At 57.7% G+C, this 26,366-nt stretch carries 35 protein-coding genes; 3 read left to right on the top strand and 32 right to left on the bottom strand.

What is annotated here, in order from left to right:
• Positions 1-11: 11 nt before the first annotated feature.
• Genes rplO through rpsJ form a run of 21 tightly spaced genes read right to left on the bottom strand, consistent with a single transcriptional unit; the run spans position 12 to position 9,125 of the window.
• A complete protein-coding gene (rplO, locus tag A15D_RS08695) occupies positions 12-446 on the bottom strand; it encodes a 50S ribosomal protein L15 (protein ID WP_022986477.1) in 435 nt (144 codons plus the stop codon).
• Between the two features lie 3 nt (positions 447-449).
• Positions 450-632, bottom strand: a complete 183-nt coding sequence (rpmD, locus tag A15D_RS08690) for a 50S ribosomal protein L30 (protein ID WP_102791604.1) — start codon at positions 630-632, stop codon at positions 450-452.
• Positions 633-655: 23 nt separating this feature from the next.
• Positions 656-1,153, bottom strand: a complete 498-nt coding sequence (gene rpsE / locus A15D_RS08685; protein ID WP_022986479.1) for a 30S ribosomal protein S5 — start codon at positions 1,151-1,153, stop codon at positions 656-658.
• 12 nt (positions 1,154-1,165) lie between these two features.
• Positions 1,166-1,516: a 50S ribosomal protein L18 gene (rplR, locus tag A15D_RS08680; protein WP_022986480.1), complete on the bottom strand. Its 351-nt coding sequence runs from the start codon at positions 1,514-1,516 to the stop codon at positions 1,166-1,168.
• Positions 1,517-1,533: 17 nt separating this feature from the next.
• Entirely contained in the window at positions 1,534-2,067 is a 534-nt protein-coding gene (gene rplF, locus A15D_RS08675; RefSeq protein WP_022986481.1) for a 50S ribosomal protein L6, read from the bottom strand.
• Positions 2,068-2,098: 31 nt separating this feature from the next.
• The gene (rpsH, locus tag A15D_RS08670; RefSeq protein ID WP_022986482.1) at positions 2,099-2,491 is read right to left on the bottom strand and encodes a 30S ribosomal protein S8; all 393 of its coding nucleotides are present in this window, start codon (positions 2,489-2,491) and stop codon (positions 2,099-2,101) included.
• Positions 2,492-2,522: 31 nt separating this feature from the next.
• Positions 2,523-2,828 carry a 30S ribosomal protein S14 gene (rpsN, locus tag A15D_RS08665; protein WP_022986483.1) on the bottom strand — a complete coding sequence of 102 codons (306 nt, stop codon included), beginning with the start codon at positions 2,826-2,828 and terminating at the stop codon, positions 2,523-2,525.
• An 11-nt stretch (positions 2,829-2,839) separates the two neighbouring features.
• The gene (rplE, locus tag A15D_RS08660; RefSeq protein WP_102791603.1) at positions 2,840-3,379 is read right to left on the bottom strand and encodes a 50S ribosomal protein L5; all 540 of its coding nucleotides are present in this window, start codon (positions 3,377-3,379) and stop codon (positions 2,840-2,842) included.
• Between the two features lie 13 nt (positions 3,380-3,392).
• On the bottom strand, positions 3,393-3,701 hold the full coding sequence (gene rplX, locus A15D_RS08655; protein WP_102791602.1) for a 50S ribosomal protein L24: 309 nt from the start codon (positions 3,699-3,701) through the stop codon (positions 3,393-3,395).
• Between the two features lie 15 nt (positions 3,702-3,716).
• The gene (rplN, locus tag A15D_RS08650; protein WP_022986486.1) at positions 3,717-4,085 is read right to left on the bottom strand and encodes a 50S ribosomal protein L14; all 369 of its coding nucleotides are present in this window, start codon (positions 4,083-4,085) and stop codon (positions 3,717-3,719) included.
• 50 nt (positions 4,086-4,135) lie between these two features.
• Positions 4,136-4,399, bottom strand: coding sequence for a 30S ribosomal protein S17 (gene rpsQ, locus A15D_RS08645; protein WP_022986487.1), 264 nt, complete (start codon positions 4,397-4,399; stop codon positions 4,136-4,138).
• 2 nt (positions 4,400-4,401) lie between these two features.
• Positions 4,402-4,593 carry a 50S ribosomal protein L29 gene (rpmC, locus tag A15D_RS08640; protein ID WP_022986488.1) on the bottom strand — a complete coding sequence of 64 codons (192 nt, stop codon included), beginning with the start codon at positions 4,591-4,593 and terminating at the stop codon, positions 4,402-4,404.
• Positions 4,594-4,596: 3 nt separating this feature from the next.
• On the bottom strand, positions 4,597-5,010 hold the full coding sequence (gene rplP, locus A15D_RS08635; RefSeq protein WP_022986489.1) for a 50S ribosomal protein L16: 414 nt from the start codon (positions 5,008-5,010) through the stop codon (positions 4,597-4,599).
• A gap of 13 nt (positions 5,011-5,023) precedes the next feature.
• Entirely contained in the window at positions 5,024-5,722 is a 699-nt protein-coding gene (rpsC, locus tag A15D_RS08630) for a 30S ribosomal protein S3 (RefSeq protein WP_022986490.1), read from the bottom strand.
• Between the two features lie 4 nt (positions 5,723-5,726).
• Positions 5,727-6,071 carry a 50S ribosomal protein L22 gene (rplV, locus tag A15D_RS08625; protein ID WP_022986491.1) on the bottom strand — a complete coding sequence of 115 codons (345 nt, stop codon included), beginning with the start codon at positions 6,069-6,071 and terminating at the stop codon, positions 5,727-5,729.
• A 10-nt stretch (positions 6,072-6,081) separates the two neighbouring features.
• Entirely contained in the window at positions 6,082-6,357 is a 276-nt protein-coding gene (rpsS, locus tag A15D_RS08620) for a 30S ribosomal protein S19 (protein ID WP_102791601.1), read from the bottom strand.
• A gap of 22 nt (positions 6,358-6,379) precedes the next feature.
• Positions 6,380-7,204 carry a 50S ribosomal protein L2 gene (gene rplB / locus A15D_RS08615; RefSeq protein ID WP_102791600.1) on the bottom strand — a complete coding sequence of 275 codons (825 nt, stop codon included), beginning with the start codon at positions 7,202-7,204 and terminating at the stop codon, positions 6,380-6,382.
• Between the two features lie 18 nt (positions 7,205-7,222).
• The gene (gene rplW / locus A15D_RS08610) at positions 7,223-7,519 is read right to left on the bottom strand and encodes a 50S ribosomal protein L23 (protein WP_022986494.1); all 297 of its coding nucleotides are present in this window, start codon (positions 7,517-7,519) and stop codon (positions 7,223-7,225) included.
• The gene (gene rplD, locus A15D_RS08605; protein WP_022986495.1) at positions 7,516-8,118 is read right to left on the bottom strand and encodes a 50S ribosomal protein L4; all 603 of its coding nucleotides are present in this window, start codon (positions 8,116-8,118) and stop codon (positions 7,516-7,518) included. Before rplD ends, rplW begins: the two co-directional genes overlap by 4 nt.
• A gap of 14 nt (positions 8,119-8,132) precedes the next feature.
• A complete protein-coding gene (gene rplC, locus A15D_RS08600) occupies positions 8,133-8,768 on the bottom strand; it encodes a 50S ribosomal protein L3 (protein WP_022986496.1) in 636 nt (211 codons plus the stop codon).
• Positions 8,769-8,813: 45 nt separating this feature from the next.
• Positions 8,814-9,125, bottom strand: coding sequence for a 30S ribosomal protein S10 (rpsJ, locus tag A15D_RS08595; protein ID WP_022986497.1), 312 nt, complete (start codon positions 9,123-9,125; stop codon positions 8,814-8,816).
• 399 nt (positions 9,126-9,524) lie between these two features.
• Between rpsJ and A15D_RS08590 the strand changes: the two genes are divergently transcribed.
• From A15D_RS08590 to A15D_RS08580, 3 genes are read left to right on the top strand one after another with little or no spacing between them, the layout of a single operon-like run.
• Complete coding sequence (locus A15D_RS08590) at positions 9,525-10,958, top strand: mannose-1-phosphate guanylyltransferase/mannose-6-phosphate isomerase (protein ID WP_102791599.1); 1,434 nt, start codon at positions 9,525-9,527, stop codon at positions 10,956-10,958.
• The gene (locus tag A15D_RS08585; RefSeq protein ID WP_102791598.1) at positions 10,955-12,322 is read left to right on the top strand and encodes a phosphomannomutase CpsG; all 1,368 of its coding nucleotides are present in this window, start codon (positions 10,955-10,957) and stop codon (positions 12,320-12,322) included. The genes A15D_RS08590 and A15D_RS08585 overlap by 4 nt, the downstream gene beginning before the upstream one ends.
• On the top strand, positions 12,319-13,620 hold the full coding sequence (locus A15D_RS08580) for a right-handed parallel beta-helix repeat-containing protein (protein ID WP_233192182.1): 1,302 nt from the start codon (positions 12,319-12,321) through the stop codon (positions 13,618-13,620). Before A15D_RS08585 ends, A15D_RS08580 begins: the two co-directional genes overlap by 4 nt.
• Here A15D_RS08580 and A15D_RS08575 read toward each other — a convergent pair.
• The 11 genes from A15D_RS08575 to A15D_RS17340 form a co-directional block, all read right to left on the bottom strand.
• The gene (locus A15D_RS08575; RefSeq protein WP_102791597.1) at positions 13,577-14,647 is read right to left on the bottom strand and encodes a polysaccharide lyase; all 1,071 of its coding nucleotides are present in this window, start codon (positions 14,645-14,647) and stop codon (positions 13,577-13,579) included. The genes A15D_RS08580 and A15D_RS08575 overlap by 44 nt on opposite strands.
• Positions 14,635-16,050, bottom strand: coding sequence for an alginate biosynthesis protein AlgX (locus tag A15D_RS08570; RefSeq protein WP_102791596.1), 1,416 nt, complete (start codon positions 16,048-16,050; stop codon positions 14,635-14,637). Before A15D_RS08570 ends, A15D_RS08575 begins: the two co-directional genes overlap by 13 nt.
• Before the next feature lie 16 nt (positions 16,051-16,066).
• Positions 16,067-16,693 (bottom strand): alginate O-acetyltransferase AlgF, encoded by a 627-nt coding sequence (locus A15D_RS08565; protein WP_102791667.1) that lies wholly within the window; start codon positions 16,691-16,693, stop codon positions 16,067-16,069.
• Positions 16,626-17,765 (bottom strand): alginate O-acetyltransferase, encoded by a 1,140-nt coding sequence (locus tag A15D_RS08560; protein ID WP_102791595.1) that lies wholly within the window; start codon positions 17,763-17,765, stop codon positions 16,626-16,628. The genes A15D_RS08565 and A15D_RS08560 overlap by 68 nt, the downstream gene beginning before the upstream one ends.
• A gap of 12 nt (positions 17,766-17,777) precedes the next feature.
• Positions 17,778-19,196, bottom strand: coding sequence for an MBOAT family protein (locus A15D_RS08555; RefSeq protein ID WP_102791594.1), 1,419 nt, complete (start codon positions 19,194-19,196; stop codon positions 17,778-17,780).
• Between the two features lie 2 nt (positions 19,197-19,198).
• Positions 19,199-20,584 (bottom strand): alginate export family protein, encoded by a 1,386-nt coding sequence (locus A15D_RS08550; protein WP_102791593.1) that lies wholly within the window; start codon positions 20,582-20,584, stop codon positions 19,199-19,201.
• Positions 20,565-21,914: a tetratricopeptide repeat protein gene (locus tag A15D_RS08545; protein ID WP_102791592.1), complete on the bottom strand. Its 1,350-nt coding sequence runs from the start codon at positions 21,912-21,914 to the stop codon at positions 20,565-20,567. The genes A15D_RS08550 and A15D_RS08545 overlap by 20 nt, the downstream gene beginning before the upstream one ends.
• A complete protein-coding gene (locus A15D_RS08540) occupies positions 21,896-23,032 on the bottom strand; it encodes a PilZ domain-containing protein (RefSeq protein ID WP_102791591.1) in 1,137 nt (378 codons plus the stop codon). Before A15D_RS08540 ends, A15D_RS08545 begins: the two co-directional genes overlap by 19 nt.
• A gap of 57 nt (positions 23,033-23,089) precedes the next feature.
• Positions 23,090-24,556, bottom strand: coding sequence for a glycosyltransferase (locus tag A15D_RS08535; protein ID WP_102791590.1), 1,467 nt, complete (start codon positions 24,554-24,556; stop codon positions 23,090-23,092).
• 7 nt (positions 24,557-24,563) lie between these two features.
• Positions 24,564-25,877: a nucleotide sugar dehydrogenase gene (locus tag A15D_RS08530; protein ID WP_102791589.1), complete on the bottom strand. Its 1,314-nt coding sequence runs from the start codon at positions 25,875-25,877 to the stop codon at positions 24,564-24,566.
• A gap of 234 nt (positions 25,878-26,111) precedes the next feature.
• Positions 26,112-26,366, bottom strand: a 255-nt coding sequence (locus A15D_RS17340) for a hypothetical protein (protein ID WP_233192181.1), incomplete at its 5' end; no start/stop codon positions are given.

Genomic DNA, 26,366 nt, shown 5'->3' with positions numbered 1-26,366 from the left:
AGAGCGTCGCCTTATTCTTCGACTTTGCCGCCAGCCTTCTCAACCGCTTCACGGGCGCCTTTGGTAATGGCAACACCACGAACGGTAACGGCGCGATTAATTTCGCCAGAAAGAACAATCTTGGCGCGCTTCATGTCGCGGCGCACAACGTTGGCAGCCTTCAGGGCAGCCAGATCGATCACGTCGCCTTCTACCTTGGCCAGCTCAGCCAGACGGACTTCAGCGGTGCCCATTGCCAGCTTGGACGTGAAGCCGAACTTCGGCACACGACGCTGCAGCGGCATTTGACCACCCTCGAAACCGGGCTTCACAGTACCGCCGGAACGGGACTTCTGACCTTTGTGGCCGCGGCCACCAGTCTTGCCCAGGCCGGAACCGATACCGCGACCGACGCGTTTGCCGTCCGGGCGGGAACCTTCAGCAGGATGCAGATCATTCAGACGCATCACTTATTCTCCCTCTACCTGTACCAAGTACGCGACCTTGTTGATCATGCCGCGTACCGCCGGGGTATCTTCAACTTCCACGGTGTGGCCGATACGGCGCAGACCGAGACCACGCACACAGGCCTTGTGCTTTTCCAGCCGGCCGTTGGTGCTCTTAACCAGCTTTACCTTGATCTTTTCAGCCATCGTAACGATTCCGTAATCTGCGCTTAGTTCAGAATGTCTTCGACGGACTTGCCACGCTTGGCAGCCACTGACTCCGGAGAAGCCATGGTCTTCAGGCCGTTAAAAGTAGCCCGAACCACGTTTACCGGGTTGGTGGAACCATAGCACTTGGCCAGTACGTTCTGAACGCCTGCGACTTCCAGCACGGCGCGCATGGCACCGCCGGCAATCACACCGGTACCTTCATCGGCCGGCTGCATGTACACCTTGGAGGCGCCGTGACGGGCCTTCATGGGGTGCTGGATGGTGGTGCCATTCAGCTCCACCTGAATCATGTTGCGGCGGGCAGCTTCCAGGGCTTTCTGGATAGCGGCAGGCACTTCACGGGCCTTGCCACGACCGAAGCCAACTTTACCCTTGCCGTCACCCACTACGGTCAGAGCGGTAAAACCGAAGATACGGCCGCCTTTCACAACCTTAGCAACCCGGTTTACCTGAACCAGCTTTTCCTGCAGACCTTCGTTGGGATCAACTTTCGCCATAACCAAGCACCCTTAGAATTCAAGCCCGTTTTCACGCGCGGCGTCAGCCAGCGCCTTTACGCGACCGTGATATTTAAAACCGGAACGGTCAAAGGCAACGCGCTCAATGCCCGCTTCCTTGGCACGCTGAGCGATCAGCTGGCCAACTTTGGCCGCTGCGTCAGTGTTACCGGTTGCTTCAGCACGCAGATCTTTCTCTACAGTGCTAGCGGAGGCCAGAACCTGGCCGCCGTTCGCAGAGATTACCTGCGCATAGATATGACGCGGAGTACGATTAACGCAGAGACGAACTTCGCCCAGTTCACGAATCTTAAGACGAGTACGTTTTGCCCTGCGCAGACGTGCAACTTTTTTGTCTTTCATGGCATTAATCTCAACGATTATTTCTTCTTGGCTTCCTTACGGCGCACTTGCTCATCAGCATAGCGCACCCCTTTGCCCTTGTAGGGCTCCGGCGGACGGAAGGCCCGAACGTTGGCGGCAACCTGACCTACCAGCTGCTTGTCAACGCCCTTGATAACGATCTCTGTCTGGCTCGGGGTTTCGACAGTAATCCCTTCAGGCAGCTCGTAAGCAACCGGATGAGAGAAGCCGAGAGTCAGGTTAAGGACCTTACCCTGAGCCTGTGCGCGGTAACCAACGCCGAGCAGCTGGAGCTTGCGCTCAAAGCCTTCGGACACACCAGTCACCATGTTGTTCAACAGAGCACGGGTGGTTCCGGCCAGGGCCCACGCCTTCTGGGATTCGTCGTGAGGCTTCACTGAAACCACACCTTCTTCCAGAGACACGGCTACCAGCTCGTGAACTTCATGCTCCAGGCTGCCTTTGCCACCTTTTACGGTAACTTGCTGGCCATCGACCTTAAACTCGACGCCGCTCGGCAGATTTACCGGACTTTTTGCTACTCTAGACATTGCTGCACCTAACCCGTCTACGCCGCTTCTGTTAGGACACTTCGCAGATCAGCTCGCCACCAACATTGGCTTTGCGTGCTGCGCGGTCAGAAATAATGCCCTGGTTGGTGGATACGATCATCACGCCCAGGCCGCCCTTAACCTTAGGGATCTCGCCTGCGCTCTTGTATACACGCAGACCGGGACGGCTTACACGTGCGATCTTCTCGATCACCGCCTTGCCTTCGAAATACTTTAGATCAACCGTCAATACCGGCTTCTTCTCATCGCTGACCTTGTAACCAGCAATGTAGCCCTCGTCCAGAAGTACTTTGGCAATCGCTTCCTTTGCCTTGGAGGCAGGAATCTCAACCTGTACTTTCTTGGCCATCTGGGCGTTACGGATACGGGTAAACATATCCGCCAGGGTATCTTGCATGCTCATGCCGCAATCGCTCCGCTACCTAACTCTTGGCTTACCAGCTGGACTTAACCAGACCGGGAACATCACCGCGCATTGCTGCTTCACGCAGCTTGATCCGGCTGAGGCCGAACTTGCGGTAGTAACCGTGCGGACGACCGGTCAGACGACAGCGGTTACGCTGACGAACCGGGGAAGAATCGCGCGGCATCTTCTGCAGCTGAAGCTGTGCATCCCACTTTGCTTCAGGTTCTGCATTGGGATCCTGGATGATCGCCTTAAGCGCTGCACGCTTGGCGGCAAAACGCTTTACCAACTTGGCGCGTTTTGCTTCCCGGTTTTTCATGGATTCTTTAGCCATGATAAATCCTCTTAGCCCTTCAGCGGGAAGTTGAAGGCGCGCAGCAGCGCCCGTGCATGGTCGTCATTCTTGGCTGAAGTGGTGATGGTAATGTCCAGACCACGCAGCTTGTCGACCTTGTCGAAATCGATTTCCGGGAACACGATCTGCTCACGCAGACCCATGGAGTAGTTACCACGGCCATCGAAGGATTTCGCGTTCAGACCACGGAAGTCACGAATACGCGGAATCGCGATGGAAACCAGGCGCTCCAGGAACTCATACATACGATCGTTGCGCAGGGTTACCTTGCAACCGATCGGCCAACCTTCACGGATCTTGAAGCCGGCAACAGACTTACGAGCCTTGGTTACCAGGGGCTTCTGACCGGAAATGGCGGTCATGTCAGCGACAGCACCGTCCATTGCCTTACGGTCAGCAGAAGCTTCACCTACACCCATGTTCAGGGTGATCTTGGTGATCTTCGGCACTTCCATGATGTTATCGAGGCCCAGCTCTTCTTTCAGCTTGGCTACGATCTCGTCTTGATAAATCTTTTTCAGATCACTCATGGGTCACCTAAACCTACAGCGCTTCGCCGTTGGACTTGAAGAAACGCACTTTTTTGCCGTCTTCAAAACGGAATCCCACACGATCCGCTTTCTGGGTCTTGGGGTTCCAGATGGCAACGTTGGAGGCATGCAGAGCTGCTTCCTGTTCTACGATGCCGCCTTGAGTACCGCGGTTCGGGTTAGCCTTAACATGCTTTTTCACCATGTTAACGCCGCCAACGATTACGCGACCATTGTCCAGTACTTGCTGAACGCTGCCACGCTTACCTTTGTCCTTGCCCGCGATTACGATGACTTCGTCATCACGCTTGATCTTAAGCATTACCTTCACCCGCCTTTACAGAACTTCAGGTGCCAGGGAGATGATCTTCATAAATTGCTCAGTACGCAGCTCGCGCGTTACCGGGCCGAAGATCCGGGTACCAATCGGTGCTTTGTTGTTGTTCAACAACACCGCGGCATTTTCGTCGAAACGAATCAAAGAACCATCCGGGCGACGCACACCTTTACGGGTACGTACTACCACAGCGGTCATTACATCACCTTTCTTAACACGGCCGCGCGGAATTGCTTCCTTCACTGTGACCTTGATGATGTCACCAATGCCTGCATAGCGGCGGTGAGAACCACCCAGCACTTTGATGCACTGTACTCGACGAGCGCCGCTGTTATCGGCAACTTCGAGCATGCTTTCGGTCTGAATCATCGCTAACTCTCTCCAACTCTGCCTTTACAGGCAGCCACAGCAACGGTCCGTCAGGCCTTGTTGGCCTGTTCAACTACATTTACCAGCGTCCAGGTTTTACGCTTGGACATCGGCCGGCATTCCTCGATGGTAACCAGGTCACCTTCGTTACACTGGTTTTGTTCATCGTGCGCCATCAGCTTCGTGGAACGCTTGATGATCTTGCCGTAAATCGGGTGCTGAACCCGGCGCTCTACCAACACAGTGATAGTTTTTTCACCCTTGTTGGAGATCACCTTGCCGGTAGCGGTCCGGCGCATTTTTGCCTCTGCCATGACTAGTTACCCTGCTTCTCTCTCAGAATGGTCTTAACGCGCGCAATGTTACGGCGAACCGTCCCAAGCTCGTGGGTTTTGGAAAGCTGGCCGGAAGCAGACTTCATGCGCAGCTTGAACTGCTGCTCAAGCAGATTGATCTGCTCCTGCTGCAGCTCTTCAACACTCTTTTCTCTCAGCTCGCTCGCTTTCATGGCTTACATCACCGTCCGAGTTACGACACGGGTGCTTACCGGCAGCTTGGCCGCGGCCAGACGGAACGCTTCACGCGCAACGTCCTCAGAAACACCTTCCATTTCGTAGAGCATCTTGCCCGGCTGAATCTGGGCAACCCAGTACTCTACAGAACCTTTACCTTTACCCATCCGCACTTCCAGCGGCTTCTGGGTGATCGGCTTGTCCGGGAAAACCCGGATCCAGATTTTACCGCCACGTTTGATGTGACGGGTCATAGCACGACGAGCGGCTTCGATCTGGCGCGCGGTAATGCGGCCACGACCGGTTGCCTGCAGGCCAATGGTGCCGAAAGACACCTTGCTGCCCCGCTGTGCCAGGCCGCGGTTACGGCCCTTCATCACTTTCCGGAATTTGGTACGCTTCGGCTGCAACATCGTTCGTTACCCTTTAACCGCGGCCGCGCTTTTTGGCGCCCTTGGACTGCTTCTGCTGCTCTTCCTGCTGAACCTGCTCCATGCCACCAAGCACTTCGCCGCGGAAGATCCACACCTTCACACCAATGGTGCCGTAGGTGGTTTCAGCACGTACTTCTGCGTAATCGATATCGGCACGCAGGGTGTGCAGTGGCACACGGCCTTCGCGGTACCATTCGGTACGTGCGATTTCAGCACCACCCAGACGACCAGACAGCTGCACCTTGATACCTTCTGCACCCGCCTTCATGGCGTTCTGCACGGCACGCTTCATGGCGCGACGGAACATCACACGACGCTCCAGCTGACCAGCGATATTATCGCCTACCAGACGGGCATCCAGGTCGGGCTTGCGCACTTCCTCGATGTTGATGTGCACAGGCACACCCATCTTGGCAGCGACATCGCGACGCAGGCGCTCGACATCTTCGCCTTTCTTGCCGATCACGATACCCGGACGTGCGGTAGAAATCGTGATGCGAACGTTTTCGGACGGACGCTCAATCTTGATGCGGCTTACAGACGCATTCTTCAGACGCTTGAACAGGAACTCACGAACCTGCAGGTCGGTAACCAGGCAGTCTGAATAAGACTTCGGTCCGGCATACCAGAGCGAGTTATGCTCTTTAACAATGCCAAGGCGAATACCGACCGGATGAACTTTCTGACCCATCTGGTTACTCCTGACCTTCCGAGACTTTCACAGTAATGTGGCAAGTACGCTTGAGGATCCGGTCAGCGCGGCCTTTGGCGCGCGGACGGATACGCTTCATGGTCATGCCTTCGTCCACAAAAATTGTGGATACCTTCAGCTCGTCAACGTCAGCGCCGTCGTTGTTTTCCGCGTTGGCAATTGCGGACTCCAGCACTTTCTTAACGATTTTTGCCGCCTTCTTGGGGCTGAATTCCAGAAGATTCAGCGCCTTCTCGACTTCCAGGCCTCGGACCTGGTCCGCTACGAGGCGGGCTTTCTGAGCCGAAATTCTTGCACCGCGCAGACGGGCTGCAACTTCAGTAGCCATGGCTGTCACCTTATCGCTTAGCCTTCTTGTCCACGACATGCCCGCGATAGTTGCGGGTCAGGGCGAACTCGCCCAGCTTGTGGCCCACCATATGCTCGGTAACAATAACCGGCACATGCTGTTTGCCGTTGTGGACAGCAATCGTCAGACCCACCATCTCCGGAATAATCATGGAGCGACGGGACCAGGTTTTAATCGGCTTACGGGAGCCGGCTTCCACCGCATCTTCCACCTTGCTCAGCAGGTGGTGATCCACAAAAGGACCTTTTTTGAGTGAACGTGGCACAGCCTGAACCTCTCTTTATCCCTTACTTACGACGGTCGCGCACAATCATCTTGGAGGTGCGCTTGTTTGTACGGGTCTTGTGGCCCTTGGTCGGTACACCCCAAGGGGTAACCGGATGACGACCACCAGAAGTACGCCCTTCACCACCACCATGTGGATGGTCTACCGGGTTCATCGCCACACCACGAACAGTGGGACGTACACCCCGCCAGCGCTTGGCGCCCGCTTTACCCAGTGAGCGCAAGCTGTGCTCACTGTTGGATACTTCACCCAGGGTTGCCTTGCAGTCAGCGTGAACCTTGCGCATCTCGCCGGAGCGCAGACGCAGGGTTACGTACTGACCGTCTTTCGCCAGCACCTGCACGGACGTACCGGCGGAGCGAGCGATCTGACCACCCTTGCCAGGCTTCATTTCCACGTTGTGAACCGTGGAACCCAGCGGAATATTACGCAGCGGAAGCGCGTTGCCCACCTTGATCGGCGCATCTTCGCCGGACTGGACACGATCTTCTGCTTTCAGGCCCTTGGGAGCCAGAATGTAACGACGCTCACCATCCAGGTACTTGACCAGGGCAATGTGCGCGGAACGGTTCGGGTCGTATTCCAGACGCTCGATAACACCTACCACACCGTCCTTGTTACGACGGAAGTCGATCACACGATACTTCTGCTTGTGACCGCCGCCTTTATGACGGGTAGTGATGCGGCCGTTATTGTTACGACCACCGTTCTTGCTCTTGGCTTCTACCAGAGGCGCGTAGGGAGCACCTTTGTGCAGATCTTCGTTGACCACCTTGACTACAAAGCGGCGGCCCGGAGAAGTCGGCTTGCACTTTACAATCGCCATTATTCCTTACTCCCTTCCTTACTCTGCGCCCAGGAAGTCAATGTCCTGGCCTTCCTCGAGGGAAACATAGGCCTTCTTCCAGTCAGCACGCTTGCCAGCGACGCGACCGAAGAATTTGGACTTGCCTTTCACATTGGCGGTACGAACAGACTTAACCTTCACCTCGAAGAGAGCTTCAACAGCTTTCTTGATTTCCAGCTTGTTCGCATCTTTGGCAACCTTGAATACAAAGGTACCGTTTTCGTCAGCTGCAACTGTCGCTTTTTCGGAAACGTGCGGAGCACGCAGCACAGTCAGGATACGCTCTTGATTCATGCCAGTGCCTCCTCAAGCTTCTTCAGAGCCGGCACAGTAATCAGCACCTTCTCAAAAGCGATCAGGCTGACAGGATCAACGCCTTGAGCGTCACGCACATCTACCTTCGGCAGATTGCGGGAACCCAGATACAGGTTCTCATCCACACTGTCAGTCACGATCAGGACGTTGCTCAGCTGCAAGTCTTTCAGCTTGGCAGCAACAGCCTTGGTCTTCGGTGCGTCAACAGTGAACTCGTCAACAACAACCAGACGTTCCTGGCGAACCAGCTCGGACACGATGCACTGCAGCGCGCCACGATACATTTTACGGTTCACTTTCTGGGAATGGTCACGGTTGGTAGCAGCAAAGGTTTTGCCGCCGCCACGCCAGATCGGGCTACGAATGGTGCCAGCACGAGCACGACCAGTGCCCTTCTGACGCCATGGCTTACGACCACCACCACTCACTTCAGAACGGTTTTTCTGTGCCTTGGAACCCTGACGGGCACCAGCCAGAAACGCAGTAACAACCTGATGAACCAGAGGCTCGTTAAAGTCCTTGCCGAAGGCGACTTCGGAAACGGTAACGGTACCTCCAGAGGCAGTATTGAGATTCATCCTCTATTCCTCTTTCAGGCCTTCGCCTTCACTGCCAGACGCACGATCACATCACCACCGGTAGCACCGGGGACCGCACCTTTAACCAGCAACAGATTCTTCTCAGCGTCTACGCGAACCACTTCCAGGTTCTGGACGGTGACGCGCTCAGCACCCAGATGGCCGGCCATCTTCTTGCCCTTGAATACGCGACCCGGGGTCTGGTTCTGACCAATAGAACCCGGAGCACGATGGGACAGAGAGTTACCGTGGGTGGCGTCCTGGGTACGGAAGTTCCAGCGCTTAACGGCGCCAGCAAAACCCTTACCCTTGGAGGTGCCAGTTACATCAATCAACTGACCCGCCTCAAAACCTTCTACGGTCACTTCGGAGCCCGGCTGCAGCTCACCCGCTTCAGCACGAAATTCCCAAACGCCACGACCTGCTTCTACACCAGCCTTGGAAAAGTGACCGGCCTGAGCCTTGGTCACACGGCTGGCACGGCGCTCACCCACCGTTACCTGCACGGCCTGATAGCCATCTGATTCTTCGGTCTTGAGCTGAGCAACCCGATTCGGGGTCACTTCGATGACAGTCACGGGAACACTGACACCTTCTTCAGTGAAGACCCGAGTCATGCCACATTTCCGACCGATCACACCAATCGCCATTGTTTACCTCTTCACAACCTGTCGCGGTTATTAGCCCGCCCGTTGTTAACCCAGGCTGATCTGCACATCCACACCAGCAGCCAGATCAAGCTTCATCAGAGCATCTACGGTTTTATCCGTAGGCTCGACGATGTCGACCAGACGCTTGTGAGTGCGGATCTCATACTGATCTCGCGCATCTTTGTTTACGTGCGGAGAGATCAGCACAGTAAAACGCTCTTTACGCGTCGGCAGCGGAATCGGACCCGTTACCTGCGCGCCTGTCCGTTTGGCCGTATCCACGATCTCTTGGGCAGACTGATCAATCAGACGATGATCAAAGGCCTTGAGTCGGATGCGGATTCTTTGGTTAGCCATAGCTAACAAACTCCAGACTGTTTCGAACCATAATTTATATGGCAAAAAGCCCACCAACCTGCCCTTATGGATAGGTGAGTGGTGTCAAAACAAGCCCGGGAACAATGCCCCGGTTGGTTCTGCCCGAAGGCAGGGCGCGAATATTAGTCACCCAGTGGGGGGATTGCAAGGGGTATTTTGAATTTATCTGTGGATTAGCCGCAGGGCGTGCGAGAACCCCCATAAACTAATCCCCCCGAGGTGTTACCAAACCACCCAGAAGAGCGGTTTTTCGTAAAACCTGCGCGCGCCCCCTTTTCCCGCCCGTCCCAGCGGCGCATTTTTAATCACACAGGTCTGGACGGCCTGATTCCGCGCCACCCCTTGGTGGACATGTGGGCTTTTGGAAGGGATAGATCGATGCTGATTCCAGTGATTATTGCCGGTGGCAATGGCTCCCGGCTGTGGCCGCTCTCGCGGTCTCATTACCCCAAGCAACTGCTGCGCCTCAACGGCGAATACAGCATGCTGCAGAACACTCTGTTGCGCCTGCCAGCTGATTTGCGTGCCGTGCGCCCTATTGTGGTGTGCAATCAGGAGCACCGTTTCCTGGTAGCCGAACAATTGCATGACATCTGCGTTGATGCCGATATCCTGCTTGAGCCCTGTGGCCGTAACACCGCGCCTGCAGTGGCATTGGCAGCCCTGCAGGCCCGCCAGCGAGAGACCGGCGCGCAAATCTTTATCTGCCCGGCAGACCATGCCATTCGCAACCCCGAGGCCCTGCATGCAGGAATCCAACGCGCCTCTCTTGCCGCAGAAGATGGTCTGCTGGTCACCTTTGGCATCAAACCTGACCGACCGGAAACCGGTTACGGCTATATATGTATGGGGGAGTCACAAGGCGAGCATCACCTGATCGAGCGCTTTGTCGAGAAGCCCGACGCCCAGACCGCCCAGCAATTCCTCGATCATGGTGGCTACCTGTGGAACAGCGGCATGTTTCTGTTCCGGGCCGAACGCTACCTGCAGGAACTGCGCGAGCACCACCCCCAGATGCTGGCCCACTGCACTCATGCCCTGCTTCAGGGAGAAGCGGATCTGGATTTTGTCCGCCTGGATGAGGCCAGCTTCTCCCGCTGCGAAGACCTCTCCATTGACTACGCTATCATGGAGCACACCCGCGATGGCGCGGTGGTACCAGTGGAACTGTACTGGAACGACCTCGGCTCCTGGCAATCGCTCTGGGACCATCTCGACAAGGACATGGAAGGCAATCACCTCAAGGGCGACATCATTGCCCACGCCAGCCACAACAATCTGGCCTTGAGTGATCACCGCCTGGTCGCCCTGCTGGGCGTCGATGACCTGATCGTAGTGGATACCCCGGACGCGATCCTCGTTGCCCACAAGAGTCAGGCCCAGGAAGTCAAACGTGTCACTGACACACTCAAGTCTCGCAAACGACCGGAAACCGAAGACCACCGGATGGTCCATCGCCCCTGGGGCAAGTATGACTCTGTGGACAAGGGCACCCGTTATCAGGTGAAACACATCACCGTGAAACCGGGCGAACAGTTGTCGGTACAAATGCACCACCACCGAGCCGAGCACTGGATCGTGGTTTCCGGCACCGCCAAAGTCACCTGCGGCGACAACACCTTCCTGGTCACCGAAAACCAGTCCACCTTTATTCCCATTGGTGAAGTGCACTCGCTTGAGAACCCCGGCCGCATCCCCCTTGAGCTTATCGAGGTGCAATCCGGAACCTATCTGGGTGAGGATGACATTATCCGCATCAGTGACCGCTATCACCGTGAGGACGCCGCCGAAAAAGTGGCGCATCTCCCATGAACGGGGCCTGTTTCAAGGCCTACGACATACGCGGTCGGGTCGGCGAGGAGCTGGATGAAGACATGGCCTGGCGGATCGGCCGAGCCATGTCTGAACAATTGCGGGCATCACGCATCGTGGTCGGCGCCGACATGCGGCTAAGCTCCCCGGCACTGTGCAATGCGCTCAGCGAAGGCATTCTCAGCAGCGGGGCCGACGTCATTGATATTGGCTTGAGCGGCACCGAGGAAGTCTATTTCGGCACTGTCTACCATCAAGCAGACGGTGGGGTGCAGATTACCGCCAGCCACAACCCCGCCGACTACAACGGGATGAAACTGGTACGTGCCGGCGCATGCCCGATTAGTGGGGACAGCGGCCTGTTCGACATACGCGACCGGGTGCTCGCCAACCGTTTTCCGGATGGGCAGCGGCGCGGGCAACGCCTGCGCCGGCCCGACAAGCACCCCTATATCCAGCACCTGCTACGACTAGTGGACTGCCAGCCGCTGGATGGTTTCTGCATGGTCAGCAACGCAGGCAATGGCGCCATCGGCCCCGCTCTGGATGTGCTAATGGAAGAACTGGCCTGCCGTGGCATCCACCCCCTTTTGCATCGTTACCACGACACTCCGGACGGCACCTTCCCGAACGGGGTCCCCAATCCGCTACTGCCAGAAAACCGGGCCGAAACCTGCGAGGCGGTGCGCCAGCACGGCGCTCAACTGGGGGTCGCGTTCGATGGGGATTTTGACCGCTGCTTCTTTTTTGACGAGCACGGCAACTTTGTCGAGAGCTACTACATCATCGGTCTGCTCGCCAATACCCTGCTGGCCGGCCAGCCAGGCGGCACCATTATTCATGACCCCCGACTGACCTGGAGCACTATCGATACCGTGCTTGAGGCCGGCGGCCATCCCATGCAGAGCAAAACCGGACACGCCTTTATCAAAGAGCGCATGCGTCGTGACAATGCCCTGTACGGTGGCGAAATGAGTGGGCACCATTATTTCCGGGATTTCCACTACTGCGATTCCGGCATTCTTCCCTGGCTGCATCTGGCCCGGTTACTGGCCAGCTCCGGCCAGACACTTTCCAGTCTGGTTCGCGACAGGGCCCATCGCTACCCGGTCTCCGGAGAGATCAACTTCACGGTGGAAGACACCCAGGCCGCCCTGACCCGAATCCGTGAGCAATACCGGCACTTTGCCCTCAGCGAAGACAATACCGACGGGGTCAGCCTGGAATTCAGTGACTGGCGCTTCAATGTACGCGCCTCCAACACCGAACCGCTGGTCAGACTGAATGTTGAAACCCGCTCCAACCCCGAGCTGCTCGCCAGCAAGACCCGGGAACTGAGCAGCCTGCTGGGAGGTGCCGCATGAGCCATCATCTCTCCTGGCTGGCCTCCGTGCTGCTGATCATGCTGCTGGGCGGCCCGGCCACCGCCAATGTAGCCCTGAGTCCGATTTATGCCAATGAAGCCAGCAACTGGCCGCTGGAGACCTTTGCCTCCAATGGGCTGTTCCGGCAGATTGCCCGCTATCAACGTGGCCACCCCCAGGCTGTGGTGATTGCCTCCGGTCACTACACACTGGAACGCTTGGCCAGCCAGCTTAATGAACGCGCCCTGAGCCGCAGCGACACGCAATGGACCCTGCATTACCCTCTGGTCATTGCTCCGGGCGCCCAGCTAACGCTGGACGGGGCGCGGCTGTATATTGACGGTGAGAATGGCGGCTGCCTGATCAACCGCGGCACCCTGACCATTTCACGCAGCCAGATTCACAGTAGCGGCAACCAGCACAGTGGCTTCATACATGGCTGGGGCGGCTCCCGCACACAGATTGATCGCAGCACACTGGCCGGTCTGGGGCGGCCGGATTACCGCGCGCACGGCCTCAGTGTGGCGCGTCACCGCTATCAGGACACCAGCGGAGCCCCCAGGCTCTCCATTCACCAATCCGAATTCGTGAATCTGTACCGGGGGCTTGAGGCCGAGCCGGGCAGCCACGTTACCCTGTCAGAGGTGACCATCACCCAAAGCCGTGAACAGGGGCTGGTATTTAGCGGCGCTCACGCCCAACTAACACAACTTCGAGTCGCCGGGTCGCATGGGCACGGCATCCGCGCTGAAGGCCCTGGAAAACTCACCCTTGAGGAGCTATTGCTCAGTACCAATGAGGGATCCGGGTTACTGATCGAGAACTTTCATGGCCAGTTGCAAGGCCGCAACCTGACCAGTGAGAGAAACCGGGAATACGGGATACAGATCAAGGGCGGACGGGATGGCTCCGCCCACCTGGAGCAGCTCGTCTTGATCGATAACGGAAGTGACGGCCTGCGGCTCGATGGCAGCACCCTGCTCACCGTCAGAGACGCACAGATTAATGGCAATCACCGTTACGCCATTTCGCTGGACGGGCAACAAGGCAAGGTGCAAGCAAGCCTGGCCACCCTCGAACTGCACCACAATCGCCTTGCCGCCCTGCATACTCGTGGAGAGGGGCATGTTCAGATTGAAGAAACCAGCCTGCGACACCACAGCAATCGCGGGCAGTATCTGGCGGGCAACATCAGCGCTCGCGAGTCACGCTTGCTCCCTCAACTACTACAAGCCCTCCCGGTTGAAATACCTTTCACGGATGCTCAACCCAGAGCCCAGTTAGCGAGCCGCCCGTAAACCGCGATCCGAAAGCCTCTGCCTGCTTGTCAGACAGAGGCTGACGCTCGGGAAAACGGTGAGCATAGACTGGCCACCACGCCATCATGTGATCATCGATGGCTTCCTGCTTTTGCGCAAAACGTACGCCCTGCCCATCCTGCCGCCAAAAATGTACGACTTGGGCTGCCAGCTCATGCAGCACCGCCCCCTTGCCTTCATAGAGATCCAAGCCATTGCGGGAGCCGGACTCGGCCATCAATACCAGTGGCGTCAGGGCAAACGCATGGTACTCCGCCGCACGCTTGCCTCTGGCGGCTTCGTGAGGCAGCACCACCCCATCCTGATACGGCGTGATCTGCCCGATAGCCAACCAGTACCCTTGCTCAGCCCACGCCAACCGGTCCGGGTCATTCAACACCAGCCCTGTTGCCATGACCGCCCAGCAGGACCAGTAATCATGGTTGTTGTACAAGTCCAGACGCTGACGGCGCGGAGTCGCATAACGTTGCACCCGATCGGCCAACGCAGCCAGCCACTGACGTTGCGCCGGGCCTGGCTGCCAATCGGTGAGAGCTTGCGCCTTCATCATGTTGGTGGCGACGGCGGCGAGAAACCATTTCCGTACGGCTTCGCCCTGTTTGCTGGCCTTGCTGGCCGTCATCGCCCCGGCCTCAGCCCAGGCAGAAATTGCCTGCGAGAAACACTCGCTGGCAGCCTGCCTCAACGCGGGGGTGCCACTGCGCATGTAATCGGAAATCTGTCCCAAAAAGGCCAGGTACCCATAGATCTCATCGACCTGTTCGCGGTAACGCTTGGCCGCCTTGGCATCCAGGACATCTTTGCTGGTTCGACTCTGGTCATACTTGCTGTCCATCTGCAGCGCCCCCCGGTACGGAGGAAATCCCGGCAGACGAGCCTGACACATCTGCAAGGCTCGCGCGTCTGCCGTAGCCCCAGCCAAGCGCTGGGCATCGAACAGTGGCTCCAGTTCCGCCTGGGCACACCCGGCCAGCAGTGTCAGCCATACGGCATTCAGTAATCGCACAGGGTCGCCTCCACAGTCAGGGCCGTCGTTACAGGCTGCTCCAGCTCCAGCAGCACTGACAGCAGGTTCGCGTCTTGGGAGGGAGGATCCAGGCGCAGGGTAAAGCGCCCTGTATCCAGTCTTGCCGGGCGGCGAATACGTACCTTTTCCCGCTGGCCGTCGTCGTAATACGCCAGCACATAAAAATGCCGAAACGCGCTATCGGAGAACGTAACATCCAGAGTCATGCTGCCTCTGCCGGCAGTCTGACGACGCCGCTCACCGGCGTTGGCCAGCACTTCCACTCGTTGATCGCGCTCAGAAACAGGCAGGGTAACGGCACCGGTGGCATAGGCCGAGCGATCACGGCAGCCCCCGGCGGCAGCAGGCAGCACTTCCCGCCAGACTTCCGGTTCTTCAAGATCAAAGTTGACCGGCAGCTCCCAGACCAGATAACGGAACTGCTCCTCCTGGTAGGCCGGCGAATACAGAAACTCCTGCAGCGCCCCCATGGCCCCGCCACCGGTCATGGCAAAATTCACCACATCGCGAGACAGATACTGCTGCAGAAAACCATGGAAGTTGTAGTTTTTGTAGCGTTCATCCCGGTTGTCAGAATTACTGGTGCCAATCAAGGCTATCTGCGGCTCGGACGCATCACCAAACAATGCATCTGCGCTGTCCGCCCCTTCGCTGGGCACCGTGTCGTAACCGCGAACCCACTGAAAGCCATAACCATTGCCGCAGACACTGGCCACGGCCACATTCAGGGTTCCCATCTTGCGTAACAGAATGCCCTCATGGGTCTCAAACGCCACTTCGGGAATGCGCTGAATGCGCGGATCCGCCAGCATCACTTGTGCAACCTGACGGGCGCTGACGTCGGCACCAAAAGGGGTCCAGTGGTGGTCGCGACGAAAAAAGTATTCGCCTTCATCCGCACTGCGCAGCACCGGGTCCATGTCTGCCACCATGGCCCCTTGCTGCATCATCGCCTGCGCCTTGCGCCAATACGCCCTGCGCACTTCCGCCAGCGGGTAGCTGCCTCGCCATGGCTGAACCAACTCATCGGCGTGCATTAACCCCCGGGTCGGCTGCAGCATCACCACCAGCTGCACATCGCGCTCGGCCAGCGCCGCCACCAGTTGTGCAAACGCACTTTTGGCCAATGATGACAGCGGAAAGCGCTGCTGCAGATCCACCTCGGTACGAAAGAACCAGAATTCCTTGCCGGCAATCAGCTGACGCATGCTCGCCATGGCCCCATCCGCATAGAGCTGCGGATCCGCCAGCGCATTACAGACAAACGGCGGCTCCAGATAAGCGCCCTTCATCAGCTGCGCCTGCTGCTCGGCAAGGGAAGACTCCGTTTCTGCAGAGGCCGCAGCCTGAGCCAGCCCGGACAGCGCCAGCAGCCCTGCCATCAAGCCTCTTTTGACATTACGGCATCGTGGCCACATTGGCTTCCTCCAGACGCGCCTGCGGGCCGGACTCACCGGCCACTACCCACACGCTGTACACCCGCCCACGCTGCAAGACCGCCTCATCAAGTGGCAGACTGGCCCCATCGTCGAGGCTGACGCGCAGCGCCACTTTGACGCCATTGATCTCACGGTCAGCGCTTTCGCTGGCCGCCAACGGTCCGATCACCGTCACGGCACCGTTTGCGGTTTGCAGCGAGGCACCTTGTGCTACCAGGTTGTACATCACCACCAGCGCCTTGAGCCGGCTGTTAAAGTAGGTGTCCTCGAATGCCGTCAAGCGTTCGCCGTCATAGGCCAGAGTCTGCACCGAGCGCGCGGCAAAGCTGAAGGCAAAAGGCTGGCCATTCACCTGAAGCTGCGCATCGCCACCTGGCCGATAGAGATAGTCTCCCGCCCGCCCCGGCGCCAGCGACTGACGCCACTCATCCATGGCCAGCTCCAGCTGCCCGGAGGTCAGATTCACTACCCGAACAAAGGCGGAATCCGGTGGTGCTGCCATTTCATACAGCCCTTCATTACCCTCCTGGGCGGCCCACGTCGGCAAACTCCACACCAGCAGCAGACTCAATATCCAGACACGCATGATCTTTCCCCTCCACAATCACATCCATTGATTGAATCAACGCCCGTTCCGGCAATTCCCAAAGCACATGGGTCACGCGTGGATCCCGGGCTGCCGGGCTTTCGAGAAATTCGCGCATCGCCGCAAAAGGCCCCTGCGCTTCCAGTGCATACACCAGGACGTCCTGCCCCATTGCCTGCTTGAGAAAACCGGGAAAATGCCACTCATCCATGGCGCTATAGCTGGTTCCGACAAGCGCCACAGGCGGCATGACATCACCGAGCAAGGCATCCGCATCCAGCTCACCGGTATCAGCGGCGGTTTGATAACGCACCAGGGGCTCTTCTCGCCGAGGCCCAATGCCATCACTGGTGGGCAGGTATCGCAGCAAGTCGCCCTGATAATGTTCCACCGTGTATTCGACGGTGGAAAACGGTTGGCCGGCGGGCAGCGCCATGACATCGGCCACGCCGCCAGCCACCACCCTCGCTCCCCAGGGGCTCCAGTGGGTATCCGTGCGCATGAACACCGGAGCAGAAGACGATGCCTGTTGCAGGATACTGAGGGTATCCAGCCAGGCCACACCCGCGGCACTGAGGCGCCGGGTAATCCCCGGGTAGAGGTTATCCATTTCCAGCGTTACGGCCCGGCCTGCCTGTGCCCCGTAAAGGCGGCGCTTGGCGGGCACGGGAACCACCAGCAACGCTTTTCCCAATGCCCGCAACTGGCAGGAAGTGGCAACCACCTGCTCCAGGTTCGTTTGCAAATTGCTGGCGCTGCGTTGATCGAAATAGAACTCTTCACGGGTAAACAGCCAATCGTCATGGCCCACCAGCACCCCGGGGCGGCCAGCATGAAACAGCAAATAGCTGGCATCCGCCCACAGGGCAATCGACGGCTGGCGCAGCACAAACACTTCATCCACCCGTCGCTCCAGCCGGCGAACCAGCTCGCCCTCCCGGAACTGCTGCCAGGCAGTATGCTCATGCAGGAAAAACTGCCCTACCGGCCACAGCAGCGAGACAAAACCGCCGGCAATGACAACCAGGAACAACCAGCCATTGATCAGTGATGCCTTCTTCATGGGAATCATGGTGGCCTCCGCTCAGAACTGGAAATACAGAAAAGGAGAAAAGGACTCTGCCGACAACCGCGTTACCGCCAGCACAAAGCCCGCCCACAACAACGGCACCCGCCAACCACTCACACTCTGAAAAACGTTTTCCTTATCCAGCCCCAGGTAGTAGCGCTTGTTGAAAAATGCGCTGGCACGATCCCAGACCAACGCCACAACACAGAAAAACAGCGTCATGGGAGAAACCCAAAGGGCAAGGTTATGCAGACTTCCAATACCATTGAGCCCGATCAGCCCCCCCATGATTCGACCCGCGTCGGACAGGTTACCGGTGAGAAACAGGGGCCAGATCAGCCACAGGTAAATCTGGGCGCGGTAGTTACGCCACAACGAATACGGTGTCGACATGCTGGTCACCCACCCCAGACGGCGCTCCAGCACCATCATGCCGCCAATAGCCGCCCCCCAGAACAGGAAAGCCAGATCCGCTCCATGCCACAAACCGGCCAGGGTCAATGTCGTAAAGGTCGCCGCCCCCACCGACCAGTTGAGGGTCTTCTTCAGAGGCCGGTACAGGTAGTCTCGCAACCACTGAGACAGGGTGATGTGCCAGCGCTGCCAGAACTCTGTGACACTCTGGCACACGAACGGTTGGTTGAAGTTCTCCTGGAAACGAAAGCCCATCATCATTCCCAGGCCTATCGCCATATCCGAGTACCCGGAAAAATCGAAATACAGCTGCAGAGTCGACAACACCACACTGAAAGCACTATCGACAAAACCCGGCTCTGGCGCCGCCATCAGATAACCTGCCACCGGCGCAATGCTGTCCGCGATCAGCGCCTTCTTGATGAAACCCAACAGAAAACGGCTGGCCCCCAGCGAAAACAGCTCCATGGAATGCGTGCGTTGTTCGAACTGTTTCTCCAGGTTCCGGTAACGCAAGATCGGCCCGGCAATCAGCTGGGGAAAGAAAGAGATAAAGGCGGCAAAATTGATGAAGCTGCGGGTAGGCTGTGCATCGCCCCGGTGCACGTCCACCAGATAGGCCATGGCCTGAAAGGTATAAAAGGAAATGCCCAGCGGCAGAATAATCGCTTCCAGGTAGAAAGGATTCAGCCCCACCGACACCATCAACTGACTGATGGATTCAACACCGAAATTGGCATACTTGAAATAGCCCAGGGCCGCCAAATCCCCCAGCACCCCAAGCACCAGCCAATATATCCCCCTTGGCGTCTCGCGGTAACGGTGCACCGCCAGCGCAAAACCGTAGTTCCATAAGGTAATGGCGATGAACAGCAACAGGAAATCCGGCCGCCACCAAGCGTAAAACAGGTAACTTCCGATCAGAATGGTCCAGTTTCGCCAACGCGAAGGTGTCAGGTAGTACGCCGCCAGGAACAAGGGCAAAAACAGGAATACGAACAAGTTCGATGAGAACACCATGGCTACCACCTCCCTGCGATAACCAGAAGCACCTGATGAATTTGTTCCGCCCGCTGATAGGCATCGCCCATCTCGAAAGCGGAATAACTCAAGCGGGCAGACAGCTGCATCTGCCGCCGCTCGGAAATTGCCAACGGATAAGAACGCCAGCCAAGCGCCACATTCAAGACACGGCCCAGATCATCCTCACCGTCTACCAGGGGGTTGCGGATGGGACTGCTGACGCGCAAGGCCGGATCCATACGCTTCAGCGCCCCACCCAGCACCTCCAGGTCTGCCCGCGGCCATAATTGCTGCCGATAATAGGCGGCCACGAATTCCAGATTGTGCATCTCGTAATCCAGCATATCGCCCAACACACCGGTAGACAGATCGGCTACCCCGGCACGCCGGTTACTTTGCAGGCGACTCTGGAAATAACCATCCCGATCAGTTTCCGGCGCATCGGTGCTGGCCGCACGCACCCCTAGCGACGGGCGCCAGCTCAGGTTATCCAGACGCCCGTACAGCTCAGCCATCCAGAAATGGCCGCGGATAATGGACTCGTCACTCTGGGCACCACCTGCACCGCTGGCAACAAAGGTCTTGCTGTTACCCTCTTGGTAAATACCGTTGAGGATATAGCCGATGCGGGTATCGCTACCGGCCTCCCCCTGCAGCCTAAGCCCTGACCAATAACCGTTGAAATCCCGCACATCCAGAAGGTCGTCAATACGCTCTTTCTGGGTACCGGAGACATCGTCCTGCCAGTGCATTTGCCAGTCCCACCAATGCCCCGGCAGCCACTGATGCCCGGCACCGAGAAAAACCCGCCGGACATCCTCATCACGAGGGTCCAGATCCGAATCATCACTGCGATAGGAGGAAAGCTGCTGCCCCACCGCCACCATGGCTCGCCACTGGCTGGCCTGATAGGCAAAGTGCAGGCTTTCCAGTGGCCCATCCCACATCAGCCCTTCTTCATCCTTGTAGGTCTGGCGCCCCAGTGCCAGCGACAGAGATGGCTGACCAAACAGCATGCGACGTCGCACCCAGGCATCCCGCAACTCTGCGTAATGCTCATCTTCCCGAATGCGGCCATTTTCATCGGCTTGCAGACTACTGGGCCGACCGGCAGCCACCAGCAGTTTTGCCCGCACCTCAGCGTCCCAGCGATGCCACTCGGTATCACCGCTTCGCCAGTGATAACGGGGTTCATATCGCAGTACACCATTGGCCTCGGTACTGCCATCCTGGAAAAGCTGCTGATAATCCGGCGATTCCCCGGCACTCAGATATAAACGCTGATCATATTCGTGACGTGGCAGGGGGGCCGCCGCAGCCACCGTTGCCAGCGATACCATCAGCACCGCCCCAAGGCGCCAAACACTACTGCGTGAAGGCAACATGGAACTGCTCCTCCAGCCAGTGTTTACGTGCCGCGATCAACCGGCCGGCTGCCTGCTGCCCGGCAGGTAGCAGACCTTCCGGCAATGGCACAGACTGCTCACTTTCCCGCCGGGCAGTGCGTGGCAGCAACACCTTGCTCGCCTCCCGATGGGCATAGGCTCTGACAGGATCCCGGGCGACGCCTTTGCCCGTTGAGTACAGCCTGGCCAGGGACACATCCCCCTGCGCCAGCCCAGATTCCGCTGCCAGCAGGTAAAACTTCACCGCACGTTCCATGTCTGCCTCCCCCAGATAGCCACTCTCATACAATTCCCCCAGCGGCAGGTAGGCGCGGGCCATCCCTGCATCCGCCAGCGCCAGCAAATCACGCTGGGCCCGCTGCGGCCGCAGCTCAAACCACTCCTCCCGCAGATCCCCCCGGGCACGGAAATACGTTGCCATGGCAGAATCCAGCGGAGTCAACGTTGTCACGGCCTCAGAAAACTCGTCGTAGGAATACACCCCTGGCCAGGCCAGCATGTATTGAAGCTGCTCAACCATGGCCAGTGGCTCCCCCTTGTCTGCGGCGCGCTGCAACCAGCGCATCACCAGAGGGTCGTGCTCGGCGGTGGTGGCATTGGCCTTGATCAGGGTGGCGATGCGCAGACAGTAGATGCCGTCCAGCGACACATCCCCTTCAATGCTCCTGATCATTGAGACAAAGCGTTCCGGGGTACCCGCCTGCCAGAACAGATCCTGCAGATATTCCACCGCTCGTGGATCCCGGTGAAGGACCTGCTCATACCATTGGGCGCCCTCTTCGATATCCCCCCGATGCTGGGCGTAGCGCCCTGCATAGGTGGCGAAATAACAGTCCTGAATACAGCTGCGGCGATACAGCGCCAACCATTGTTGCCACTGTCGATCCGTGACCGCCCCGGGGTAGAGCACCGCGATATCCAGTGCCAGACTCAAATCCTGCTCACTCTCCAGAGGGCGTAGAGGGCGCAACAATTCCCGGGCCCGTGTTTCGCCAAAGCCAACACTGCCCTGATAGCGCTTGTAGAGGTGCAAACTGGCCGGCCCCGCCCGATAGTCCTGCTGCTCCCAGGCGCGCCGGTACCACACCATGGCCTCCGCCGGGTCACTGCCCTGGTCAGCGGCAATCAATTTGGCGTATTCGATCTGCGCTGCCGGGTCGCCGGCCTCCGCCAGCCCCTTAAGCTGCTTCCTGGCTTGCTCGGTGTTCCCCAGGGAGAGCTGATAACGGGCATGACGGGTGTCCGCCGGAAGCTGGCAGCCAGCCAGCTGAACCGCCAGCAGCGCAGCAATCAGAGCACGGGCAGCCATGCGGGATGCACCATAACGCTGACGGGCTGATGCTGGGCACTTAGCGGCAGGCTACGCTGCGGCTGAATCTCCATGCGCAGCTTGCCCGACGCTTCATCTCTGACCATCTCGACCACCTCTGCGGCGGTTTCCTTCTTGCCGTCCAGATACTGGATAGTAACGGCCTCATCAGCGCGCCCGGGCAAGCGCTCAGCGGACAGGTCAAACAGTGCCACCACTCGGGCAGGGGCGTCTTTTTCCACCAGTCGCATGAGTGGGGATTCGTCGTGCAGATACTCGCCATCGGCAACCATCTGTTCGGCAATCGTGCAGTCACAGGGGCTGTTCAGCGTCACCTCGAAGACCGCAGCATCCAGCAAGCCTTTGACCTGTTTGGCATCCAGCGAATCCAGCAAAACACCATTGTTCAGCCGTGCCACCAACCGTGACGAGATCGTCATCAATGGCTGGCCTTTCTCAACGGCGTCTGTCCCTTCCGGGATCAACATCTGAACATAGCCATTCTCCGGCATGATCAGCGTCTTGCCTGGCAGACTGATCCAGGCGTCTGCCGCCTTGATCATGAAGGCATGCTGATAGAGTTTGTAAGCGACAAAGACAAACGCCAACAAACCCAGGACAAAGAACACACCGCTGATCAGCACCGCCTTGCAACGCTCGACAAGACTGCGCGCCGGCGCCACCTGCTTGCCTTTTCGCGCCGTCACATAATTCTCGCGTTTCATGTTGTCGATCACGTCATCCAGCGACGTTAATTCGCCCGCCAGGTAATTGCTTATCAACAACCTCAACAAGTCCGCGTTTTCCTGGTCGATAACGGTAAACTCGCCACCCGTACGCTTGCTGCTGTCATCCTGGTAGATGATGCGAAAACTGATCGGCATGGACAGGTTGGCACGCCCAAGTCGAAACACCACTTCACCATGGCACAACGACCCCGGCGGCAGATCTACCTGCCCTGCAATAAATGACAAACCGCCCATCGACACATCTTCCAGTGAAAAAATGCCTTTCACCGGGCTCTGCAGCCGCAACCTCAGGTTCCCGTTGAGCCGCACTCTGACGTGCTGGCGCTCCTCCTGGGATTCGTGAACCTGGCGAATCTGTTTTTCTTCCATGATCCTTCCCTCCAAATCCTTCCACACGGCCCTGTCCCCTTCAGGCCCTGCTCTCGCTTACCCCATCGCAATCAGGTACATGACGCAGATAAAAATTGCAGCGCTCGACATCAACATGGTTTTGGAACTGATACGACTGAGCATCATGTCAAACCCGCCGCTTTGCGTTGCCAGCCGTGTTTTCTGGCGAGTCCAGCTCTGCCGGTCCAGATGAAACAGGGCAAAAATCTTTACCATCGATCCCACCACCTGGTTGTAATAAAGCAACACAGGATAGAGCGGCCCAACCGGGTGATAGGTCACATTCAACAGTGCCGCCACCAGGGTGCGAGACAGGGCGATCCAGAACACATACACAAACAACAGCTGACCGTTATCCAGCAACCCCATCAACAAGGCGGCGGTCAGACCAATCAGGCAGGTCCACATGCTGATACGCTGGTCATACAGCACAAAGCAGGTAAACAATCCCAGACGTCGCCACCCCAGCCGCGTTGCGCGCAAATTCTGTCGCAATGAATTGCCATACCAGCGAAACATCAACTGCAGCGTTGCAGGCACAAAGCGATGATGCGGCGGGTGCTCTACCGTCAAGGTGTGGGCATCCGGTACATAGAAGGTGTCCCAGCCCAGCGTCATCAGTGAATTCCAGCTGGATTTGTCATCACCGGTGAGGAACCGGAACCGGCCCAGCCGCCAGTGATCCAGATAATCTGACTCCACATCCGCAATAAACTCTGGCGCGGTCAGCACTGCCGCCCGGAAAAAGGACATCCGCCCGGTCATGGTCAGCACCCGCCGCGACAAAGCCATGGAGCACATATTCAAGTGTCGCTGGGCGAACCGCATGGTGTGCCAATCGCGCATCACCCGACTGCCCCGGACCACGCATTGCTCGTTAGTGGTCAGGCCGCCCAGGTTCGGCATCAAGCCGAAGAACACGACTGAGTCCCTGACGCAATCCGGTGCCAACATGGTGTCGCCATCAATGACCCCGACGACCGCATCACGGTCTGGCATACAGCGGCTCACCGCACGGAACGCCATAGCCAGCCCATCACGCTTGCCCGTGCCACGCGCCCGGCAAATGATCAACTTGCTGCACTGATCTGGATCGAACTGCCGATGGCACTGGCGAATAAGACGTTCGTCACCTCGCTCGACGATGGAGACCACCACCGTCGCAGGCACCCCGCAATTCACGGCCTCGCGGAATACGCTCGCATAGACGTTCCAGGTCGTATCTGCCGGTATGCGGAAACTGGTTACCACCAGATAGACATGGCTCGGCAAATAACGGCCAGGATCTTCATCCACTCGACGACGCAGGGCAGGAAACGCCACCTGCATGAACCAGATCCCGCGAACCAGGTGCATGGCCCCCATGGAATACCGCCACAGCCCGATGGCACCGATAATCAGAATGAACTTCTTGTCGCTGCTATCCAGATACGCCGGTTCGATCAGCAATGCCAGCGCCATCACCACGGTGATCCACAGTAGCCACTCCGTGAACGTCTTCATCGGCAACTTACCAGCAGATGCCCTGACGATCGCCCATGGATACACCTGGCAAATATCCGCACAGGTCGATCAACAGCCGTCCACTGTTTACGCCATCCGCAACCTGCTGGAATTCCGCAGTTGAATGGCCCACCACCACCACCTCACTGACCTTGACCAGAGCATCGATGTCATCATTCAGACAATGAAAGACCGGGCCATAACTTTCCCATAGCTGGGCCGCAACCGGGCTGTGCTTGCTCGCGTGCAAGACGTTGCTGTCATAGACGGACAGAGTGAAGCCCTCTTCCAGCAAGCGGGCGGCCAACGTGACCAGGGGACTCTCGCGAAGATCATCGGTGCCCGGCTTGAAACTCAATCCCAGCATGCCGATTTTCTTCATGCCGGATTGGCGGATCATGGCCATGGCCCGCTCCACCTGGTTGTCATTACTGGTCGCCAACGATCGCAACAGAGGCGACGGCAGCGCCACCTTGTCGCACCAGGCATTCAGCGCCCGGACATCCTTTGGAAGACAGGAGCCCCCGTAGGCAAACCCGGGTTTCATGTAATAACTGGACAGGTTGAGCTTGTTATCCATGCACACCACATCCATCACCCGCCGCCCATCAACCGACGCCTGCTTGGCGATATTGCCGATTTCATTGGCGAAGGAGACTTTGGTGGCATGCCAGGAGTTACAGGCATACTTGACCAGCTCAGCTTCTTCCAGTGCCAGACGGACAACCGGGGCATCAATGCCTTCGTACACGGTCGCCAGTGCATCGGAAGAGGCGTCATTGATTCCACCAATGACAGTCATGGGCGGGCTGAAAAAATCCTTGATCGCGGTGGACTCACGAAGGAACTCCGGATTGACCGCCAGCAGAAAGTCCTCTCCGGCCTTTTTGCCCGAGGCCTGCTCAAGAATGGGCAACAGCTCCCCGCGCACCAGCCCAGGCAGCACCGTGCTGCGAATCACCACCAGGTGCACATCATCCTTGTCACGTAGCGATTGCCCAATCTCTTCACACACCGCTTTCAGATAACGCGTATTCAGGTTACCGGTCTCGTCGCTCGGCGTGCCCACACAGACAAACGAAATCCGGGAATCACGCACGGCAGTGGCACAGTCAGTGGTCGCGGTGATGCGGCCTTCTGCTACCCCCTTCGCCAGGTAATCACCCAGTTCGTCTTCAACAATGGGAGACTCCCCCCGTCGAACCTGAGCGACTTTGGCTTCACTGACATCCACACCGATAACGGTATGGCCCTTGTTGGCAAAGCAGGCGGTGCAGACTGCGCCAACATAGCCCAGCCCAAAGACAGAAATCGTGGACATTCCCTTATCCCCAGTAGTTGAACAACGTTCCCGTTAAGCGGCGAGATACACACTCGAACCGTGAGGACTATCTAACGCCCGAGATTTAAAAATGTGTAGAGGGGTAACACCAAAAGGGAACGCTCTTACTAGCAGTTTTTTTGGCAGGGCATTCTTCGGGGACAGGTTAAAAGCCGCGTCAACTAGCCGCAGGTATGATCTCAAACGGATTTTTCACCAGAGGAGAACGGGTAGTCAGCAAGCCTGTCGATGGGTAGCCAATATGGAGCCATCGCTTTTGCTGATAAAGATGAAAGGGGTCATCGCTGGCGGGTATAGCCCCGTCGCCACAGGGTACGAATAGCGAGCGAGAGAAATATCCCCTCGAAACGGTGGAAAAACAGCACCCGTTACCTGCGTGTGACTCAACCCAAAAATCAGACATAAAAAAAGGGCCGCCGAAGCGACCCCTTTTTCTGATACCGGGTAACGAATTACTCGGTGATCTTG

Origin of the sequence: Alcanivorax sp. MD8A, from assembly GCF_002888555.1 — a bacterium.
In the GTDB taxonomy this organism is placed as follows: domain Bacteria; phylum Pseudomonadota; class Gammaproteobacteria; order Pseudomonadales; family Alcanivoracaceae; genus Alcanivorax.
This window is presented reverse-complemented; position numbering and strand designations above follow the sequence as displayed.